General features: G+C 70.3%; 18 protein-coding genes and 2 pseudogenes. 12 read left to right on the forward strand and 8 right to left on the reverse strand.

Annotation, left to right across the window (positions count from 1 at the left end):
- Positions 1-110: 110 nt before the first annotated feature.
- Entirely contained in the window at positions 111-923 is an 813-nt protein-coding gene (locus tag ACZ3IC_RS08445) for a class I SAM-dependent methyltransferase (RefSeq protein ID WP_467413847.1), read from the reverse strand.
- Between the two features lie 398 nt (positions 924-1,321).
- Here ACZ3IC_RS08445 and rpsA point away from each other — a divergent pair, with 398 nt between their 5' ends.
- The 5 genes and pseudogenes from rpsA to ACZ3IC_RS08470 all read left to right on the forward strand — a co-directional run bounded on the left by rpsA (position 1,322) and on the right by ACZ3IC_RS08470 (position 5,358).
- Complete coding sequence (gene rpsA / locus ACZ3IC_RS08450) at positions 1,322-2,833, forward strand: 30S ribosomal protein S1 (RefSeq protein WP_467413849.1); 1,512 nt, start codon at positions 1,322-1,324, stop codon at positions 2,831-2,833.
- A 107-nt stretch (positions 2,834-2,940) separates the two neighbouring features.
- Positions 2,941-3,183: pseudogene (locus ACZ3IC_RS08455) on the forward strand (FAD-dependent oxidoreductase); the annotation flags it as partial.
- 162 nt (positions 3,184-3,345) lie between these two features.
- Positions 3,346-4,284: a PAC2 family protein gene (locus ACZ3IC_RS08460; protein WP_467413851.1), complete on the forward strand. Its 939-nt coding sequence runs from the start codon at positions 3,346-3,348 to the stop codon at positions 4,282-4,284.
- A gap of 34 nt (positions 4,285-4,318) precedes the next feature.
- Positions 4,319-4,921, forward strand: a complete 603-nt coding sequence (coaE, locus tag ACZ3IC_RS08465) for a dephospho-CoA kinase (protein ID WP_467413854.1) — start codon at positions 4,319-4,321, stop codon at positions 4,919-4,921.
- 68 nt (positions 4,922-4,989) lie between these two features.
- On the forward strand, positions 4,990-5,358 hold the full coding sequence (locus ACZ3IC_RS08470) for a tetratricopeptide repeat protein (RefSeq protein WP_467413856.1): 369 nt from the start codon (positions 4,990-4,992) through the stop codon (positions 5,356-5,358).
- 56 nt (positions 5,359-5,414) lie between these two features.
- On the opposite strand, the gene ACZ3IC_RS08475 is transcribed toward ACZ3IC_RS08470, so the two are convergent.
- A complete protein-coding gene (locus ACZ3IC_RS08475; protein WP_467413858.1) occupies positions 5,415-5,693 on the reverse strand; it encodes a DUF6343 family protein in 279 nt (92 codons plus the stop codon).
- A 78-nt stretch (positions 5,694-5,771) separates the two neighbouring features.
- On the opposite strand from ACZ3IC_RS08475, the gene ACZ3IC_RS08480 reads away from it, so the two are divergent.
- Positions 5,772-6,890 (forward strand): ADP-ribosylglycohydrolase family protein, encoded by a 1,119-nt coding sequence (locus tag ACZ3IC_RS08480; protein WP_467413859.1) that lies wholly within the window; start codon positions 5,772-5,774, stop codon positions 6,888-6,890.
- 66 nt (positions 6,891-6,956) lie between these two features.
- Here the strand turns inward: ACZ3IC_RS08480 and ACZ3IC_RS08485 are convergent, their stop codons facing one another.
- From ACZ3IC_RS08485 to ACZ3IC_RS08495, 3 genes are read right to left on the reverse strand one after another with little or no spacing between them, the layout of a single operon-like run.
- Positions 6,957-8,054: a tyrosine-protein phosphatase gene (locus ACZ3IC_RS08485; RefSeq protein WP_467413862.1), complete on the reverse strand. Its 1,098-nt coding sequence runs from the start codon at positions 8,052-8,054 to the stop codon at positions 6,957-6,959.
- Positions 8,055-8,091: 37 nt separating this feature from the next.
- On the reverse strand, positions 8,092-8,382 hold the full coding sequence (locus ACZ3IC_RS08490) for a hypothetical protein (RefSeq protein ID WP_467413865.1): 291 nt from the start codon (positions 8,380-8,382) through the stop codon (positions 8,092-8,094).
- Positions 8,383-8,387: 5 nt separating this feature from the next.
- Complete coding sequence (locus tag ACZ3IC_RS08495; RefSeq protein WP_467413867.1) at positions 8,388-9,239, reverse strand: SGNH/GDSL hydrolase family protein; 852 nt, start codon at positions 9,237-9,239, stop codon at positions 8,388-8,390.
- Between the two features lie 233 nt (positions 9,240-9,472).
- Here ACZ3IC_RS08495 and ACZ3IC_RS08500 point away from each other — a divergent pair, with 233 nt between their 5' ends.
- Together ACZ3IC_RS08500 and ACZ3IC_RS08505 are read left to right on the forward strand one after the other, a co-directional pair.
- Positions 9,473-10,678, forward strand: a complete 1,206-nt coding sequence (locus ACZ3IC_RS08500; RefSeq protein WP_467414052.1) for a PucR family transcriptional regulator — start codon at positions 9,473-9,475, stop codon at positions 10,676-10,678.
- 54 nt (positions 10,679-10,732) lie between these two features.
- The gene (locus ACZ3IC_RS08505) at positions 10,733-11,440 is read left to right on the forward strand and encodes a class I SAM-dependent methyltransferase (protein ID WP_467413869.1); all 708 of its coding nucleotides are present in this window, start codon (positions 10,733-10,735) and stop codon (positions 11,438-11,440) included.
- Between the two features lie 224 nt (positions 11,441-11,664).
- Here the strand turns inward: ACZ3IC_RS08505 and ACZ3IC_RS08510 are convergent, their stop codons facing one another.
- On the reverse strand, positions 11,665-12,012 hold the full coding sequence (locus tag ACZ3IC_RS08510; protein ID WP_467413872.1) for a hypothetical protein: 348 nt from the start codon (positions 12,010-12,012) through the stop codon (positions 11,665-11,667).
- A gap of 273 nt (positions 12,013-12,285) precedes the next feature.
- On the opposite strand from ACZ3IC_RS08510, the gene ACZ3IC_RS08515 reads away from it, so the two are divergent.
- The 3 genes from ACZ3IC_RS08515 (at position 12,286) to ACZ3IC_RS08525 (ending at position 17,797) form a co-directional block, all read left to right on the forward strand.
- Positions 12,286-13,302: a slipin family protein gene (locus tag ACZ3IC_RS08515; RefSeq protein WP_467413873.1), complete on the forward strand. Its 1,017-nt coding sequence runs from the start codon at positions 12,286-12,288 to the stop codon at positions 13,300-13,302.
- 230 nt (positions 13,303-13,532) lie between these two features.
- Positions 13,533-16,508, forward strand: coding sequence for a DEAD/DEAH box helicase (locus tag ACZ3IC_RS08520; protein WP_467413876.1), 2,976 nt, complete (start codon positions 13,533-13,535; stop codon positions 16,506-16,508).
- Entirely contained in the window at positions 16,505-17,797 is a 1,293-nt protein-coding gene (locus tag ACZ3IC_RS08525) for an SWIM zinc finger family protein (protein ID WP_467413877.1), read from the forward strand. Before ACZ3IC_RS08520 ends, ACZ3IC_RS08525 begins: the two co-directional genes overlap by 4 nt.
- A 23-nt stretch (positions 17,798-17,820) precedes the next feature.
- Here the strand turns inward: ACZ3IC_RS08525 and ACZ3IC_RS08530 are convergent, their stop codons facing one another.
- Entirely contained in the window at positions 17,821-18,135 is a 315-nt protein-coding gene (locus tag ACZ3IC_RS08530) for a hypothetical protein (protein ID WP_467413878.1), read from the reverse strand.
- 86 nt (positions 18,136-18,221) lie between these two features.
- Here ACZ3IC_RS08530 and ACZ3IC_RS08535 point away from each other — a divergent pair.
- A pseudogene (locus ACZ3IC_RS08535) lies at positions 18,222-18,329 on the forward strand (DUF7873 family protein); the annotation flags it as partial.
- A 382-nt stretch (positions 18,330-18,711) separates the two neighbouring features.
- On the opposite strand, the gene ACZ3IC_RS08540 reads toward ACZ3IC_RS08535, so the two are convergent.
- Complete coding sequence (locus ACZ3IC_RS08540; RefSeq protein ID WP_467413880.1) at positions 18,712-19,407, reverse strand: cysteine peptidase family C39 domain-containing protein; 696 nt, start codon at positions 19,405-19,407, stop codon at positions 18,712-18,714.
- Between the last annotated feature and the right edge of the window lies 1 nt (position 19,408).

Here is a 19,408-nt window from a genome sequence, read left to right on the forward strand (position 1 = left end):
CATACCCCGAGCCCGAGCCCGAGCCCGAGCCCGGTCCCGAGCCCAAGCCCAAGCCCAAGCCGGTCCCGGTACCGGGCTCGTACGCAGACGAAGGCCGCCGTCTGCGGCCGTCAGTCCCGTACGCAGACGAAGATCGCCGTCCCCGGGATCAGATTCCCGCGCAGCGGGGACCAGCCGCCCCACTCCTGGTGGTTCCAGGCGGGCCACTCCGGTTCCACGAGATCGACCAGCCGGAATCCGCCGGTCACCACGTCCCGCACCCGGTCGCCCAGCGTCCGGTGGTGCTCGACGTACACGGCGTTGCCCTGTTCGTCCTGCTCGACGTAGGGAGTGCGGTCGAAGTACGAGGCCGCGACCGAGAGCCCCTCGGGCCCCGGCTCGTCCGGGAACGCCCAGCGGACCGGATGCGTCACCGAGAAGACCCAGCGGCCCCCGGGGCGCAGCACCCGGTGCACCTCGCGGAACACGTGTACGGGATCGGCGACGAACGGCACGGCGCCATAGGCGGAGCAGGCCAGGTCGAAGGAGCCGTCTCGGAACGGCAGTACCCCGGCGTCCGCCTCCACGAGGGGGACCTCGTCGCCTATCCGCAGCGCGTGCTGCAGCTGGCGGTGCGAGAGGTCCAGGGCCACCGGGCGGGCGCCCTGGGCGGCGAGCCAGCGCGAGCACTGTGCGGCGCCCGCACCGATCTCCAGGATGTCCAGGCCCTTCAACGACTCGGCGGGGCCGAGCAGACCGGCCTCCGCCTCGTCGAGTCCCTCCGGACCCCAGACGAAACGGTCGTCGCCGAGGAAGGCGCCGTGGTCGCTCTGGTACTCGTCGGCGTTCCGGTCCCACCAGCCGCGACTGGCCCGGCTGCTCTCGGCCTCCGACGCGCTGCGGCGAGTCGCTTCGGGTTCGGCCGCGTAGATCTCTTGGCTCATCGTGCCCGTCGTTGTAGTTTGCCTTTGCCCCGCCGCACGCGGTATGCACCCAGCGGTGCCTGTCGGTACGGCTCCGTACGCAAGGATTGTCTCCCGGGCCGATGTGGCCTCGGGGAACACGAATTGTGCCGGATATGGGCCGTTGTGCCCTGGGTGTGCACCTTCGCGCATTGACCGTGCCCGGCTGCCCCCGTATGCTACAAGTTGCGCTGCGAGCCTGCGCGCCTCAGACCTAGCAGGCCGCGCTCGCGTCTGTACGTATGTCCCCTCGGTTCACGAGGCTCCTCCCGTTCGGCGGGTTCGGTGCTTCCCGGGCTGTCCGGCTTCTGCAGAGGCGATACGGGCTCCCGGCGTAGCAGTACCTACGACTCACTGTCCGTACCGGAGCCCTTTCCCACATGACGAGCAGCACCGAGACCACCGCCACCACCCCGCAGGTAGCGGTCAACGACATCGGTAACGAGGAAGCCTTCCTCGCCGCGATCGACGAGACGATCAAGTACTTCAACGACGGCGACATCGTCGACGGCGTCATCGTGAAGGTCGACCGGGACGAGGTCCTGCTCGACATCGGTTACAAGACCGAAGGCGTTATCCCCTCCCGCGAGCTTTCGATCAAGCACGACGTCGACCCCAATGAGGTCGTCAAGGTCGGCGACGAGATCGAGGCCCTGGTTCTCCAGAAGGAGGACAAGGAAGGCCGCCTCATCCTGTCCAAGAAGCGTGCTCAGTACGAGCGCGCCTGGGGCACGATCGAGAAGATCAAGGAAGAGGACGGCATCGTCACCGGTACCGTCATCGAGGTCGTCAAGGGTGGTCTCATCCTCGACATCGGCCTCCGTGGCTTCCTGCCGGCCTCCCTCGTCGAGATGCGCCGCGTCCGCGACCTCCAGCCCTACGTGGGCAAGGAGCTCGAGGCCAAGATCATCGAGCTGGACAAGAACCGCAACAACGTGGTCCTGTCCCGCCGTGCCTGGCTGGAGCAGACCCAGAGCGAGGTCCGCCAGACGTTCCTCACGACCCTGCAGAAGGGCCAGGTCCGCTCCGGCGTCGTTTCCTCGATCGTCAACTTCGGTGCGTTCGTGGACCTCGGCGGCGTCGATGGTCTCGTCCACGTCTCCGAGCTCTCCTGGAAGCACATCGACCACCCCTCCGAGGTTGTCGAGGTCGGCCAGGAAGTCACCGTCGAGGTTCTCGACGTCGACATGGACCGCGAGCGCGTCTCGCTGTCGCTCAAGGCGACGCAGGAAGACCCGTGGCAGCAGTTCGCCCGTACGCACCAGATCGGGCAGGTCGTTCCCGGTAAGGTCACCAAGCTCGTTCCGTTCGGTGCGTTCGTGCGCGTCGACGAGGGCATCGAGGGTCTGGTCCACATCTCCGAGCTGGCCGAGCGCCACGTGGAGATCCCGGAGCAGGTCGTCCAGGTCAACGACGAGATCTTCGTCAAGGTCATCGACATCGACCTCGAGCGTCGTCGCATCAGCCTCTCGCTGAAGCAGGCCAACGAGTCCTTCGGTGCCGACCCGGCTTCGGTCGAGTTCGACCCGACCCTGTACGGCATGGCCGCGTCCTACGACGACCAGGGCAACTACATCTACCCCGAGGGCTTCGACCCCGAGACCAACGACTGGCTCGAGGGCTACGAGACCCAGCGCGAGGCGTGGGAGACGCAGTACGCCGAGGCGCAGCAGCGCTTCGAGCAGCACCAGGCCCAGGTCATCAAGTCCCGCGAGGCCGACGAGGCCGCTGCTGCCGAGGGCGCTGCCGCCCCGGCCGGTGGCGCCCCGGCTGCCTCCGGCGGCGCCGGTGGCGGCTCGTACTCCTCGGAGTCCGCGGACAACTCCGGCGCCCTGGCGTCGGACGAGGCCCTGGCTGCCCTGCGCGAGAAGCTGGCGGGCGGCCAGAGCTGACGCTCTGCCCCTCCAGCCGCTGATCGGCTGCGGTAGCTGAAAGTGAGGCCCGCTCCCTTCGGGGAGCGGGCCTCACTCGTATCCGCTGCGGGTTACGGCGTGACGGTGACTGTGCGGTCCTGGAGGCCCGGAATCGTGCCGGTGGCCGCAGCGTCACCGTGCGCGGTAGGGACTCCATCACCGGCATCCACGGCAACCGGCAGACCGCCCGGTTCAGCGACGGCCAGTACATGAACGCCGGACCTGGCCGGATTCCGCAGTGGGCGGTTACTCTCGACTGCTGCCGTGAACTCGGCGTCCCCATCGGGGTGTTCACCAACGTGAACACCAACGCCCATATCTTCCGGCAGGATCGGTCTCGAATACCGCAGCCGCTGGTGGGAGAGCGACCACCGGATCCACGGCGGCATCACCGAGACCTCGCATGAACCGCCGGGTGAACGGGCACGGTCCGGGAATGCCCGTGCCCCACTGGATGTTCTTCTCCACGAACACGAGGAGGAGCGGTAACCGTGCCTGATCCGCAGAGTTTGTACGAATGGGAGCCGAAGGGACTGGCCGTCGTCGACATGGCGCTCGCCCAGGAGTCGGCCGGCTTGGTCATGCTCTACCACTTCGACGGATACATCGACGCGGGTGAGGCCGGCGAGCAGATCGTCGACGGCCTGCTCGAAACGCTGCCGCACCAGGTCGTCGCCAGTTTCGACCACGACCGGCTCGTCGACTACCGCGCACGGCGCCCGCTGCTGACCTTCCGGCGCGACCGCTGGGCGGCCTACGAGACCCCGACGCTGGACGTCCGGGTCGTCCAGGACGCCACCGGAGCCCCCTTCCTCCTGCTGTCCGGGCCCGAGCCCGATGTGGAGTGGGAGCGCTTCGCCGCCGCCGTCGAGCAGATCGTCGAGCGCCTCGGCGTCCGCCTCGCGGTGAACTTCCACGGCATCCCGATGGGCGTCCCGCACACCCGCCCCGTCGGCATCACCCCGCACGGCAACCGCACGGACCTCATGCCCGGCCACCGCAGCCCCTTCGACGAGGCGCAGGTGCCCGGCTCCGCCGAGGCCTTGGTGGAGTACCGGCTGATGGAGGCCGGGCACGATGTTCTCGGCGTAGCCGCCCACGTGCCGCACTACGTCGCCCGCTCCGCCTACCCGGACGCGGCACTCACCGCCCTGGAGTCGATCACAGCCGCGACCGGCCTGGTCCTGCCGACCGTCGCCCACGCGCTGCGCACGGAGGCCCACCGCACCCAGACCGAGATCGACCGGCAGATCAACCAGGGCGACGAGGAGCTCGTCTCGCTCGTCGAGGGTCTCGAGCACCAGTACGACGCGCTCGCGGGCGCCGAGGCCCGGGGCAGTCTGGTCGCCGAGCCGGTCGACCTGCCGTCGGCCGACGAGATCGGTCTCGAATTCGAGCGGTTCCTCGCCGAGCGCGAAGGGGACGCCTGACCACCCGGTCACCGCTCGTACTAGGCTTCCCGGCATGCTGAAAGTGGGCCTGACCGGTGGGATCGGCGCCGGCAAGAGTGAAGTGTCACGGCTGCTCGTCGGATACGGAGCCGTGCTGATCGACGCGGACCGGATCGCCCGGGAAGTCGTCGAGCCGGGGACGCCCGGGCTCGCGGCCGTCGTCGACGCGTTCGGTACCGGCATCCTCACCACCGACGGCACCCTGGACCGGCCGAAGCTCGGCTCGATCGTCTTCTCCGACGCCGACCGGCTCGCCACCCTCAACGCGATCGTCCACCCGCTGGTCGGCGCCCGATCCGCCGAGCTGGAGCGGGCCGCGGGCCCCGACTCGGTCGTCGTCCACGACGTCCCCCTCCTCACCGAGAACGGCCTCGCCCCGCTCTACGACCTGGTCGTCGTCGTGGACGCGGACCCGGAGACCCAGCTCGACCGGCTCGTACGGCTGCGTGGCATGACCGAGTCCGAGGCCCGCGCCCGGATGGCCGCGCAGGCCACCCGGGAGCAGCGGCGCGCCGTGGCCGATCTGATCGTCGACAACGACGGACCGCTGGAGGAGCTGGAGCCGCAGGTCCGCAAGGTCTGGTCGGAGCTGACCCAGCGGGCCGCGGCCGGCTGATTTCCATATCGGAATACCGGGCCCCGGCCGGACGTTGAGAACCCGGTAGCGAAGGGAAGGATGCGATCGTGCCCGAGAGGACTCCGGAAACCAACGTCATCGACTTCCGCGCGGCCGAACACCTGTTGGCGGCGCACGACCCCCAGGGCGCGGTCAAGCTCCTGGACTCGGTGATCGCGTCCCATCCGGAGAGCACCGCCGCCCGGCTGCTGCGGGCCCGCGCCTTCTTCGCCGCCGCCCAACTGCGCCCTGCCGAGCTCGAATTCGAACTCGTCCTGGAGCGCGAACCGGACAACGCCTTCGCGCACTTCGCGCTGGCCCGCACCTTCGAGCGCTCCGGCCGCTCCGACCGGGCCGCCCGCCACTTCCGGCTGGCCGCCGCACTCGACCCGAACCCGGAGTATTTGAAGGCGGCCCGCTTCCCTGCGCAGGACTGACCGCTCCGCACGAAGGACCGGCTCCGGCACGAAGGACCGGCCCTGGCGCGCCTGCGTCAGTGCCCGTATCGGCCGCGCCCGCCGTGGTCGGGTTCGTACGGCGGGATATTGCGGCCCGGCTGGTAGTGCGGGCCCTGATGGATGTGGTGGATGATCACCGCGATGTCGACCAGGACCAGCAGGAGCAGCAGACCGCAGGCGGCGGCCCAGCCCGGGTGGTCGGTCAGCGTGAAGGCACCCAGGCCGAAGACGGCCCAGGCCAGCCCCCATAGACTCAGGCAGAGCCGCAGCCGCAGAGGACTGCGGGCAGTCGTCGGTTCGTTACCGGTACGCATGGCGATCGCCTCTCCTACCAGGATGGACCCGCGACGGCGTTCTGGGACATGCTCGACGTCGGATTGAGGGGATCGTGCGTGAACGGCACATCGTGGGGGGACCGTATCGGCCGCAGGGCGAGGGTCCGGGGCTGTCTGCTGGGCGGGGCGGTCGGGGACGCCCTGGGGAACCCGGTGGAGTTCCTTTCGCTCGCCGGTATTCGCCGCGCGCACGGTGAACACGGTGTGCAGGGACTCCTCGCGGACGAGGAGGGGGTCGTCGGACGTGTCACGGACGATACGCAGATGACCCTGTTCACGGCCGAAGGGCTGATCAGGGCCCATTCCCGGGCGATGGCGAAGGGGAGCGACGGTGCCGAGACCGGGATCCTGCGGAACGCCTATCTGCGCTGGCTGGACACCCAGAACCACCCAGCTCCGCCGGCCTGCGGAGCCGACAACCCGGTACGGACCGGCTGGCTCCGGCAGCAGCCCTGGCTGTACGCGCGCAGGGCCCCCGGCAACGCCTGCCTGACGGGGCTCGCGACCGGCCATGTGCCCGAACCGACGGGACGGCTCGGTGAGCCCGGACCCGTCAACACCGGGTCCAAGGGATGCGGCACGGTGATGCGGTCCGCTCCCTTCGGACTGGTGGGGGAGGACGCCCGGACGGGCTTCCGGCTCGCCTACTGGTGCGCGCAGATCACCCACGGCCACCCGACCGGTGCGTACGCGGCCGGGGCGTTCGCCGCGATCGTCGCCCATCTCCTGGAGGGCGACTCGATGGCGGGTGCGGTGCTGCGGGCCATGGAGCTGCTGCGCAGCCACCCGGGGCACGAGGAGACGACCGCGGCCCTGCGCGCCGCCGTCGACCTGGCAGCCGAAGGTGAACCGACCGCCGAGAAGATGGAGACGCTGGGCGCGGGCTGGGTCGCCGAGGAGGCCCTCGCCATCGCCGTGTACTGCGCCCTGGTGCTGCCGGGCGCCGACCAGGTGGCCCAGTCGCTGCTGCTCTCGGTCAACCACTCGGGCGACAGCGACTCCACGGGTGCGGTCTGCGGCAACCTCCTCGGCGCGCGCCACGGGGACGTACACCTTCCGCCGTCCTGGCTGGTGGCCACCGAAGGTCGAGCGGTGATCACGGAGCTCGCGGACGATCTGTGCGTGGAGTTCGAGCACGCGGTCGTGTGGCCGGCCGACCGCTACCCGGCGTACTGAGGGTGGTGCCCCCGCCGTTCACCGGCGGGAACACCACCCTTCAGTGCACCGGGAGTTGACGGTCGGTCAGTCCGTCAGCAGCTTGTTGCGCAGGGCGGCCACCGTCGCGTCGTCGAGCTTCAGGCCCTCGCGTACGTAGGTGTCGAAATCGCCGTACAGATGCTCCATCTCGTCGAACGCCGCGCGCAGCCAGCTCAGTTCGACGGCCTTCGGGTTGCCGAGGTAGTCGTTGCTGGCGAGGAAGTCCGCCTCGACGGTCTCGCGCGGGACGCCGAGCAGGGTGAGCAGGACGGCGGTGCTCCAGCCGGTGCGGTCCTTGCCCGAGCTGCAGTGGTAGACCGTCGCACCGGAGTCGTTCGTGGCGACGGCCGTGAGCAGGTCGCGGAAGGCGTAGTCGGCGCCGACGAAGTTGACCATGAACGGGTAGCCGATGGACTGGCCGAGGTCGGACGAGCCGGAGAACAGCCCGGCCGCGATGGCCTCGGCCAGGGTCATCAGGGCCGAGTCGTGGAAGCGGATGCCGTGGCTGAGCGACACCACATCGGCGACCTGGTACTTCACACCGGTGGGCAGCCGGTCCGGGTCGTCGTGCCGCTCCACCGCGTTGCGCAGGTCCACATCGAGGGTGAGGCGCTGGGAGAGCAGGCGCTGCTGCTCGGCGTCGGTGAGGCTGTTGATCTTGTTGGAACGGTAGACCAGACCCGGGCGCACCCAGCGGCCGTCGGTGGTGCGGTAGCCGCCGATGTCCCGGAAGTTGCGGGCGGACTCGATCCCGAGCGAACGGTCGGCGACGACGAGCGGGGAACCGCTGTCCGGTACCAGCCGGAAGTACCAGCGTCCCGCCTCGGCGAGGGTTCCGGCGGGGACGGCCAGCGAACCGGTGCCGGGGGCGGTGCCCACCGGGGTGCCGGTGGGGGCGTCGGGGGAGGTGACGGCGGTGACGGTCACCGATGCGGCGGCGGAGGACCAGGAGAGCGTGTAGCCGCCGTCGGCGGCGCGCTTGGCGGTGGCCGCGGTGAACGGTACGGCGGCGGCCCGCGTGCCGGCCTCGGCGCTCGCCGCGGGTGCGCCGGCCGGTGTGGCGGCGAGGGCGGGCGGTACGAGGACCGTACCGGCGAGCAGGACGGCCGCGACGGCTGTTTGGGCGATGCGGTGCGTACGCATGGTGCTCCTTGTCTGTATCCCGGTGAGGGAGGGGGTGTCAGGAGGGAGAAGCCGTCGGACCGGTTCCAGACGGTCGGGTCGATGGGAGACCGGCCGTGGCACGCGGGGGCGTGGCGGCGCCGGAGGACACCCGGCGACCGGTGTCGGTGGCCGGGTCGGGCCGGGTGTACCAGTCGTTCGGGAACGGCAGCAGGCACTCGGCGGGTGCGAGCGGGTCGCAGCCCGGTCCGTGCGGTGCGGTGGCCCGTGCCACGGGGGCGGTCGGGACGAGCAGGGCGGCGACGCCGAGCGCCGCCGCCGGCAGCCCGCGCAGCAGGCGGTGTTGCAACGGGGTCAGTTCCCCTGGATGTGCGCGTCGATGATGGCGGCGTAGTTCGCCTCACCGTTCCGGTTGGGGTGCAGCGGGGCGGCGGCCGCGGTCGGCACGTATCCCTCGATCCACTTGTCCGACGGGGCCTGGCAGGAGTCGTGGCCCTTGCTCGGCGTGGCGAGATCGATGTACTCGGCGCCATGCGCCGCGCTCTGACCGGCGATCACCGCGTTCATCCGGTCGACGCTGCCCTGGAGGAAGTCGGCGTCCACCGGGAGGACCGGCTGGAGCGGCCAGCAGCCACCGGGCTCGATGTAGAGGCCGTACCCCGTGACGATCACCCGGGCGTGCGGCGAACGCTGGTGGATTGTGTCCAGTACGGCACCCAGCTTCGGTGCGAACTCGGCGATGCGTTGCCCCACCTGGTCCACACCGCCTTCGTTGTACCTCTCCTTGCACGGTGTGGCGTTCGGGTCGAGGGTGGTGCAGTTCTCTGCGATGCCGACCAGGCCGGTGTCGTTGCCGCCGATGGTCAGGGTCACCAGGTCGGTGTCCGGGCCCAACGCGTCGAACTGGGGCGGGGCCGAGCCCATCGGAATGTCGAGCAGCGAGAGCGACTGCTTCTGGGTCATGTGCTTGGACGCGGCACCGCTGCAGGTGACGTCGCGCAGCGAGGCACCGAGGCGCTCGGCGAGCTCGTGCGGGTAGTTGTGCGTCGAGCGGCCGCAGGCCACCGGCCCCGTGATGTCCGGGATGAGCGGCCCGGAGGCCATGGAGTCGCCGAGCGCGACGTAGGACGTGGCGTCGTCGGCTGCGGCGGATGCCGGCACCGCGCCGGTGCCCACGGCCAGACCGGCCAGGGCGAGTGCACCCATGAGTGTTCTGACGGAACGACAGAAACCTTTGCTCTGCGTCAAGTTCACAAAAACCTCCGACGGTGGGGGCGAGCTGGGCATGGCGTGTGACGCCGGTCATCATGCAGACTCGAGTGCCGTCGTTTAACTGGTGGGTAACGCAGACTTCTGCGGGAGAACTTGTGACGCGTGACAAACAGCGGCTTGTCGGGGCGGAGGAACGGGGCGGCTCCGCACGACCGGTGGCCACACCTCTGTCCATCGCCGGGCGTCCGGTGGCCCCGTATCTGCGCGCCCGTGTCCCGGCCCTGACCGCCCGCGTCGTCGCCCGTCTCCTCGCTGATCTGCCCGTCTACGCCGACCTGCCCCACGAGGAGATCTCCGGCGACATCGCAGACATCGTCCAGCACAATCTGCGGCTCTTCGCCGACGTCGTCGAGCACCGCCGCCCCGCCACCGAGGCCGAACTCGCCCAGCAGCGCGACTCCGCCGCCCAGCGTGCCGAGGAGGGAGTGCCGCTGGACGCGATCCTCACCGCGTACCAGGTCGGTACGGCGATGTGCTGGCAAGAGGCCGCGAAGGGGGCGCTCCCCGGGGATCTCGCCACTGTCCTGGAGGTCATGGACCGCATCATGGTCCTTCAGCAGCAGCTGACCTCTGCCGTCAGCAGCGCCTATCTGGAGGCCCGGCGGATCCTCGACAGCCAGGAACACGGCGGTCGGCACGCCCTGATGGCCGCCCTGCTGACCGGTGAACCCCTGGACCGCTTCACCCACCGCGCGGGACTGCGGCCGTCCGCCCGCTACCTCACGATGACGCTCGCGCTGGCCCCGCACCCCGACGAGCTGAACCACTCACCGGGCGCCGGTGTCGCGGCCCGCCGCAAGATCCGCCGCGTCCGCACCGTCCTCGACCACTTCGCCGGTACGCCCGCGCTCACTGCCCTCGACACCTCCGGCGGTACGGTGCTGCTACCCGCTGCCGAGCAGCCACCATGGCACGGTCCGGCCGGCCTGTGCGCACTGATCGACGAGGCGACCCGCGCGGCGGGGGTCCCCATCACCGCCGCCGCGGAGACCGCCGAACCGGAGGCGGTTCCGGCCGCCGTGGCCCGTAACGCCGAGATCGTCGATCTGATCGCCCGTACGGGCCGGCCGCCCGGCCTGTACCGGCTGGCCGACGTCCTGCTCGAGTACCAGCTCAGCCGGCCCAGCGAGGCCCTGCACGGCCTCGCGCAGCTGCTGAAGCCGCTGGAGGCGAAGCCGGAGCTGCTGCACACCCTGGAGACGTATCTCGAACTCGGCCTGGACCGGCGGACCACCGCTGCCGCCCTGCACATCCACCCCAACACCGTCGACTACCGCATCCGTCGCATCGCTCGCCTGACCGGACTCTCCCCGGCCTGCCCGGCCGACCTCCAGCACATCAGCGCGGCCCTGGTCGCCCGTCGCTCGGTGTAACGGGGCGGTGTCCGCGGCCGGAACCGCCGTCAAAGGCTGTTCGTTCGCCGGTACATGAGCAAACAACTGGTGCGTGAGGGTCATTCAGGGACGGGCCCCGGCGAGATCACGCCGGACGGCTGCGCGGTCGAGCTGTACTGCCGTCTGCCCGTCGGCGACGAACCGGAGGTGATCGCCGCCGCCGTGCCCGCCGGGGCGAGCATTCTGGAGCTGGGCTGCGGAGTGGGCCGGGTGACCCACCCGCTGATCGAACGCGGCTTCGAGGTCACCGCGGTGGACGAGTCGCCGCGGATGCTGGAGCACATCCGCGGCGCCCGTACCGTGCGGAGCCCCATCGAGTCGCTGGACCTCGGCGAGGAGAGGTTCGACGTGGTGATGCTCGCCTCGCTCCTGGTGCACACGAGCGATGACCGGGTGCGTGACGGGCTGCTGCGGACCTGCCGCAAGCACGTCAAGGACGACGGAGTCGTGCTCATCCAGCGAGAGGGCGCCGACTACCACAGGAACCTGCCGCGGGAGAGGACCTATCCGGACGGATACCCGGGCGGATACACCGTACGGATCGTCTCGGCGGAGCCCGTGGGGGACGGGGTGGACTCGATGCATGTCGAGTACGTCTTCGACGACGCGCGATGGACCCAGACGTTCCGGTCACGGGAACTGTCGAAGGAACAGTTCGAGGGACATCTGGCGGCGGCGGGCCTGACCGTCGACCGGTATCTCACGGATGACGGAATATGGGTGCGCGCCGTGCCGAAGTAGCTCCTCCGGAGCGAAGGAGACCCGCGGTCCGGGAGGCGATGAGTTCCAACCGCGGACCGGCCCACCTCTTCGTAGGAAACACCGCGCGAAGCTTTCCCGCGGAGACTCAGCTGTCCGAGTGCACACCGGTCCGGAGCACCCCCGCTGCCGCCCTTGCCATTTCTTCCGACACCCGAACCGGGGGTGGGCACCCTTCAGCGGCTTTCCGCTCCGTGTGCGGCCGGTCAGTGGACCGTGCTGAAACTGCGCCACGGCAGGGCGCCGGCCCCGTTGACGTCGCTGAGCATGGTCGCGAGGTACGTCGTACCCGGACCGGTGCAGTCGGGTGTGCGGTACAGAATGATGTCGATCAGGGTGCCATTACTCACTTCCTTGGCCCCAGCAGGAGCAAGCGGGTGGCAGCCTTTCACCGAAGGGCTGTTCACCTGGATCACGGCATCCCGCTCGGTCGTGTAGGTGATCGGCCCGACCGCGGTCCGGCCCAGGCCGGAACAGCCTGCGACGGTGAGGGTCAGGAGCGCGGTCCCGGCTGCGACGCCGAGACGGCGGCGTCGGTGATCGATCACGGGCATGGGCGGGTCCTCGTCTGTCTCGTCCGGCTCGTCCGTCAGCACCGCGTGTGCCGGGGCACCGCACACGCCACGGCGCTTCGTGCGCCACGGAGAACGTGCTGACGCTGGTCACCCTGCCTGTTCCCCGGCGACCCGGCATCCTGTGCGCGGCCGGCCGGGCGACAGCCGTACCGAAGCCCCCGACTGATGTTCGTATCATCCGATTCTGGGCATACCGTGTTAATAGCGATTGATTTGTGCGTCTCAGATGTTTCCGGCATTCAGGGGGCCGTCATGGTCCAGGAGCTCGTAATCGCAATAGTGGCCGCGGCCTCGGCGGGTGGGCTGTACATGGCGGCGGCGGCCAAGGTCGTCAAGCAGTACGAGCGGGGCGTCGTGCTGAGGCTCGGCAGGCTCCGTGACGACGTGCGAGGGCCCGGTTTCACCACGGTGATCCCCGGCATCGAGCGGCTGCGCAAGGTGAATATGCAGATCGTGACGATGCCTGTGCCCGCGCAGGACGGAATCACCCGGGACAACGTGACGGTGCGGGTGGACGCGGTCATCTACTTCAAGGTGGTCGATGCGGCGAGTGCGGTGATCCAGGTGGAGGACTACCGGTTCGCGGTGTCGCAGATGGCACAGACCTCACTGCGGTCGATCATCGGCAAGAGCGATCTGGACGATCTGCTGTCCAACCGCGAGAAACTGAATCAGGGCCTTGAGCTGATGATCGACAGCCCTGCGGTCGGGTGGGGCGTGCAGATCGACCGGGTGGAGATCAAGGACGTTTCGCTCCCGGAGACGATGAAACGCTCCATGGCCCGCCAGGCCGAGGCCGACCGTGAGCGGCGAGCCCGCGTCATCAACGCGGACGCCGAGCTCCAGGCATCGAAGAAACTCGCCGAGGCGGCGGGGGAGATGTCCGCCCAGCCGGCCGCGCTCCAGCTGCGCCTGCTCCAGACGGTGGTGGCGGTCGCGGCCGAGAAGAACTCCACGCTGGTGCTCCCGTTCCCGGTGGAGCTGCTCCGCTTCCTGGAGAGGGCGCAGCAGCCCGCACAGCAAGAGGTGACGCAGCAGCGGCCGCAGCCCGCACAGGCACAGCGCCCTGCGCAGCCGCAGCGCCTCGCCGCGGCGCAGCGTCCGGCACAGACACAGCCGAAACCACAGCCGCAGCCGAAACCACGGCCACGGCCGCAGCAGCCTTCGTCCTCGGCGCCTGCTCCCACTCCGGCTGCCGCGCCCGCTCCGGCTCCCGCGGACACCGCGCCCGCGCGCCCCTCTCGTTCGAAGCCGCTCGCCAGCCACTGAGTCGAACCGCTCCGTTCCCTCCGTTCCGCCGTTGTGGACCGGTCGGTTCGGCCCGCGTCCGTGCCCGTATCCGAATTCATGCCCGTATCCAAGCCCTCATCAAGGGTCCTACCGCATCTGACCTGCTGGAATACAGGTCCGCGACCGGTTGTCAGACCCCCCGCCTAGACTCACAGGAGTCATGAGGATCAAGACGATCAAGAGGACCGGGGCGGGCCGGGAGGGGACCGATGACCACGGCACAACACCATCTGGACGCGTCTGCTGTCCGCCTCCTGAGCTGTGCCGCTGTCTTCCTGCCCGCATCGCTGCCGAGGGACGGAAGGGTTGCTTTCTGGGATCCCGACGGCGGCCTTCTCCCGGAGCCGGGCGACTTCTCCGAACGCTCCGCAGATCCTGAGACCGCGACACCCGGTCCGACCGCCGCGGAGATCACCGTCGTCCGGCGGCACGGACAGCAGAAGGGCGCCCGTCGGCGTACGGTGCCGGCTGTCCTGCTGCCCGTGACCGATGCCCTGCCGCTGCTGGCCCGTGCCCGGCACCAGCAGTCCGCCCACCCCGCCACGCGCTGCTGGGGCGCCGCCGCACTCCAGGCACTCAACCTGGTGGCGCGCGGCAGACTGCTCCCCGGTCTGACGGGCGACGACCACGACGCCTGGCGCGCCGGTCCGCGCGACGCCGAGGACATCGCTCATCTCCGGGCGATCGCCGCCGCCATGCCCGTCGAGGGGTACGCCGTCCCGCTCCCGGACCGCACACCGCTCCAGGTCCCCGCCCCGGAGTGGCTGCTCGGGGCATTCCTCGACGCGGTGGCCGACACCCTGCCCCGTACACCCGCCGCGGCCTACGCGATGGGGGAGCCCTTCGCGGCCCGTGAGGCCCAGCATCTGCCAGGAGCCCGTGACTGGGCCGTCGAAGTCGCGGCCGGTCTCGATGCGGGCGTACGGGTGTCGCTGCGCCTCGATCTGTCGGCGTACGAACTCTTCGACACGGCCGATACGTACGACAGCCCCGACGCCGCCGACGGTTCCGATGACTTCCACGACGGCGACCGCGACGGCTCCGGCACGGCTGCGGATGCCCGTCCCGGCGCCGCGCGGCACGCCGCCGGGGCCATCACGCAGGTGCACAGCCTGGCCGACCCGACCTATGTCATCGACGCCGCCGCACTGTGGAACGGCGGGGCGGGAGAGCCGTTCGGCCCGCGGGCCAGGATTGACGCCGTGCTCGCACTGCGCCGCGCCGCCCGTGTCTGGGCACCGCTGGAGCGGTTGCTGGACCAGCCGGTGCCCGATGTGCTCGCACTGGCGGAGGACGAGCTGTACGAGCTGCTGAGCGACGCCGGAGCCCGGCTGGCGGCGGCCGGGGTGAGCGTCCACTGGCCCAGAGAGCTCGCCCGTTCGCTCACCGCCTCCGCTGTCGTACGGCCCGCCCCCGGTTCGGCCACCGACGGCACCTCGTTCTTCGACGCCGAGCAGCTCTTCTCCTTCAACTGGCAGTTGTCTCTGGGTGACGAGTATCTGACCGAGGCGGAGATGGACGTCCTCGCGGAGGCCCACCGCCCGGTGGTACGCCTGCGGGACCAGTGGGTCGTCGTCGACCCCGCGCTCGTACGCAAGGCGCGCAAGCGGGAGCTCGGCCTGCTCGATCCGGTCGACGCCCTCGCCGTCGCCCTGACCGGAAGCGCCGAGGTCGACGGTGAACAGGTCGAAGCAGTGCCCGTCGGGGCGCTGGCTGCACTCCGCAGCCGCATCACCGCCGACGACACCACCATCGCCCCGCCGCCCGGTCTCGACGCCACACTCCGCGACTACCAACTGCGTGGCCTCGCCTGGCTGGACCGGATGACCTCACTCGGCCTCGGCGGCTGCCTCGCCGACGACATGGGCCTGGGCAAGACGATCACCCTCATCGCCCTTCACCTGCACCGCGCCCACTCCGCGCCCACCCTGGTGATCTGCCCCGCCTCCCTCCTGGGCAACTGGCACCGGGAGATCAATCGCTTCGCTCCCGGTGTCCCCGTGCGCCGCTTCCACGGCACCGACCGCACTCTCGCCGAACCCGACGGCGGCTTCGTCCTCACCACATACGGCACGATGCGTTCGAGCGCGGCGCAACTCGCCGACCACAGCTGGGGACTGATCGTCGCCGACGAGGCCCAGCACGTGAAGAACCCGCACTCCTCGACGGCGAAGGCGCTGCGCACCATCCCCGCCCCGGCAAGAGTCGCCCTCACCGGAACCCCCGTGGAGAACAACCTCTCCGAGCTGTGGGCCCTGCTCGACTGGACCACGCCCGGACTGCTCGGCCCTCTCAAGGCGTTCCGGGCCCGCCACGCCCGTATTGTCGAGAACACCGGGACGGCCGCCGGGCTCGCCAACGACGAAGCGGTCGAACGGCTCTCCCGGCTCGTCCGGCCCTTCCTCCTGCGCCGCAAGAAGTCCGACCCGGGCATCGCCCCCGAGCTGCCGCCCAAGACGGAGACCGACCACCCCGTTTTCCTCACCCGCGAGCAGGCCACACTCTACGAAGCGGCGGTCCGCGAGACGATGGCGTTCATCGAAGCCTCGGAGGGCATCGCCCGACGTGGTCTGATCATGAAGCTGCTGGCCTCGCTCAAGCAGATCTGCAACCACCCCGCGCAGTACCTGAAGGAAGAACCGACCCGCCTCGTCGGCCGTTCCGGAAAGCTCGCCCTGCTCGACGAACTCCTCGACACGATCCTCGCCGAGGACGGCTCCGTCCTCATCTTCACCCAGTACGTGACGATGGCCCGGCTCCTCTCCGCCCACCTCGCCTCGCGCGCCATCCCCTCCCAACTCCTGCACGGCGGTACCCCGGTGGCCGACCGGGAACGGATGGTCGACCGCTTTCAGTCCGGCGAGGTCCCGGTCTTCCTGCTCTCCCTCAAGGCAGCGGGCACCGGACTGAATCTCACCAGGGCCGCCCATGTCATCCACTACGACCGCTGGTGGAACCCGGCCGTCGAGGAACAGGCCACGGACCGGGCGTACCGCATCGGCCAGACGCAACCCGTGCAGGTGCACCGGCTGATCGCGGAAGGCACGGTCGAGGACCGGATCGGCGAGATGCTGCGGGCCAAGCGAGTCCTGGCCGACGCGGTCCTCGGCGCCGGCGAGACCGCGTTGACCGAGCTCAGCGACCGTGACTTGGCCGACCTCGTCTCGCTCCGGAGGCCGTCATGAGCCCCCGCCCCCAGCCCCGCCCCGTCGCGCGCTCGCGACCCGGCCCCGACGATCTGCGGCGCACCTTCGAGGCCGTGCCGCCCCGCACATCCGATGGCGACGAACCCTTTGCGGACAGCTGGTGGGGCCGCGCCTGGGTGGCTGCCCTGGAGTCCTTGTCGATGGACGAGGGACGGCTCTCCCGCGGCCGTACGTACGCCGACAGCGGGAAGGTCGCCGCGATCACCGTCACCCCCGGACGGGTGGTCGCCTACGTCCACGGCAGCCGCCCCCGCCCCTACCGCGCCGAGCTGCGTCTGCGGTCGCTCACCGACACCGCCTGGGACACGTTCCTGGACGCGGTCGCCGCCCGCCCAGGTCACCTCGCCGCCCTGCTCGCCAAGGAGATGCCGCACTCGCTGGTCGACACGGCAGCCGAGGCCGGCATCGGGCTGCTGCCCGCCGCAGGCGACCTCGACCCCGACTGCTCCTGCCCCGACCACGGCTGGCCCTGCAAGCACGTGGCCGCCCTCTGCTACCAGATGGCCCGGCTCCTGGACGCCGACCCGTTCGTCCTTCTGCTGCTGCGCGGCCGGGGTGAGCGCGAACTCCTCGAAGAGCTGGGCCGTCGCAACGCCGCGCACTCCGCCCGGGAACGCCCCACGGCCCCCGCCACCCCCTCCGTACCGGCCCGCGAAGCCCTCGCCGACCGCTACCTCCTGCCGCTTCCCGCCCCGCTCCCGGTCCTGCCGCATCCCGGGCAGCCACCCTCGTACCCCAGCCTGCCCAGCGCCCGGGACCCGCTCGCCCTCGACCACCTCGCCACGGATGCCGCGGCCCGTGCGCACGCGCTCCTCACCACCGGCCTCGACCCGCTCGCCGGTCTCGCCCCCTGGCAGGACGCGGTACGACTGGCGGCGTCCCGCCCCACCGCCGGACTCACCGCAACGACCCGCGCCCTCTACCGCGAACTGGCGTACGCCACCGGCCGTACGCCCACCGACCTGGCCCGAGCGGTCGCGGCCTGGCGCCAGGGCGGCGCCGAAGGGCTGGCCGTCCTCGAAACACCCTGGGATCCTCCGGCCGGCCCTTTCGACCGGGCCCGCCCCGCGCTCGCAGCCGCCGACTTTCCCCGCTTCCACCCCTGGCGCAACCACCTCACGCACCCCAGCGGCACGCTCCAGCTCCGCTTCGGCCACGACGGTCGTTGGTACGGCTACGAATCCGAGCCGGGGGAGGACGACTGGTGGCCCCGCGCCACCCCGGACGCCGACCCGGTGGGAGCGCTCATGGAACTCAGCGGGGGCTGAGCCCCGGCCGATCCGGCCGACCGTCAGCCCCAACTCCGCAGATAGACGAAGAGGCCGATCATCAGCACAGCGACGATCGGCAGCATGATCAGCCGGGCTTTCCGGAACGACTCGTTGTCCTGCTGGGACAGTCCCCGGTCGGCGCCGTGCGCCGACGCCAGATGTTCCCCCGCCATGTCGATGATCTTCTTCATGGTCAGGAGCGAAGGCGACCAGTCGCAGTGAGCACAGACCAGGAAGTCCCGGTACGGGTCGTATCGGAAGTCTCGTTCTATGTTGACCGTGAACACCTCACCGTCCGGCGTCGTGGCTGTGAAGTGGCGTATCGGCGTTCCCATGTGGATTGCTCCCTGTTCCGCGCATGTGATTGGTCCCGGTACTCAGCCGCGGCACAGTACCCGACCGCACCCGCCCTGGTTCCGGCGAGGACATCCCGATCGGGTACTGGACTACCGTGAAGTTCTCCGGAGCCCTTCCTGCACGCCGCGTCAACGAACTGCTGGACCGGGTGGAGAAGCTCCAGCAGGCCGTGAATTCCCCGGCCGTCCACTACGGCCGGGGTGCGCGAGGAGCGCAAGCTGAAACTGAAGCTTGTCGTGACGACGCGGTTCCAGTGGAGGTTCGAGTCCTCCCCCGGCATTCTGTGCCGCCCGCACATGAACGGGCCGGGGTAGCCCAAATGGCAGAGGCAGACCGCGATCAATCTCAGACTCTTGCTCCAGACTCAGCATTCGCCACCCATCGCCGAATCAAACGGGCCCGTGCCCATGGGCGTCGAGATGCCGGTTCGACTCCGGCTCGCAGAGCTTCGATCTGCGGTCGTCTAAAGGCAGGACGCGGCGACATATACCTGACACGGGTCCTTAAAAGTGTCGGCGTGCCGAACGGGTGGCACACCAGGGCTCGGGGGCCGGCTACGCCCCCGGGCCCGCTCCCGTTCCGGACGATGAGCTGCTCGCGGGAAGCGACACCCCGCGCCCCGCGAAGAAGCGCTCGAAGTCGGGTAGCGCGAGCTCCGCGGCCCGCGTCCCCGCCGTCGTGCCTGACGGGTTGTGGAAGTGGACGCCGGTGCCGTCGGCCGTACGGGACGTCAGCAGCACCAGATGCCCGCCCCGCCCCGGAGCGGGCCGCTCCGGATGCCGGATGCCGTAGTGCACCGAGGCCATGACCGTCCGGCCGCCGTCCAGCAGGCCGAGGATCTCCTGCAACGAGAGATGGCGGTGCACCGTGGCGTCCACGCCGTGCACCTCGCGTGCGTACTCGGCGAAGGGGGCGTAGATGAGGCCCCGGATCGCCCCCTGCGCATCCTCCGTGTACGCACCGTACTTGAGCGCCCCGTCGCGCAGCGCGAACAGGGACGGGGCCCCGGCGGCCTCCGCCGGAGCGGTGTCCGAACTCTTCCCGGCGCCGAGCGCCATGCGCAGGCAGGTCATACCGCACAGATGACCGGACCAGCGCGCGTATTCGGCCGGTGACGCCGCGCCCGACTCCGCCCACGCCGGATCGGTGGCCGGATCGAGTCCGTCCTCGACGATCGGGCCGACGAGTTCGGGCGAGGCGAACTGGGTGAGGACGGGAACGCGACAGGCGGGGCAGATCACCGGGGGCATC

Source organism: Streptomyces sp. NPDC002958 (assembly GCF_055563255.1).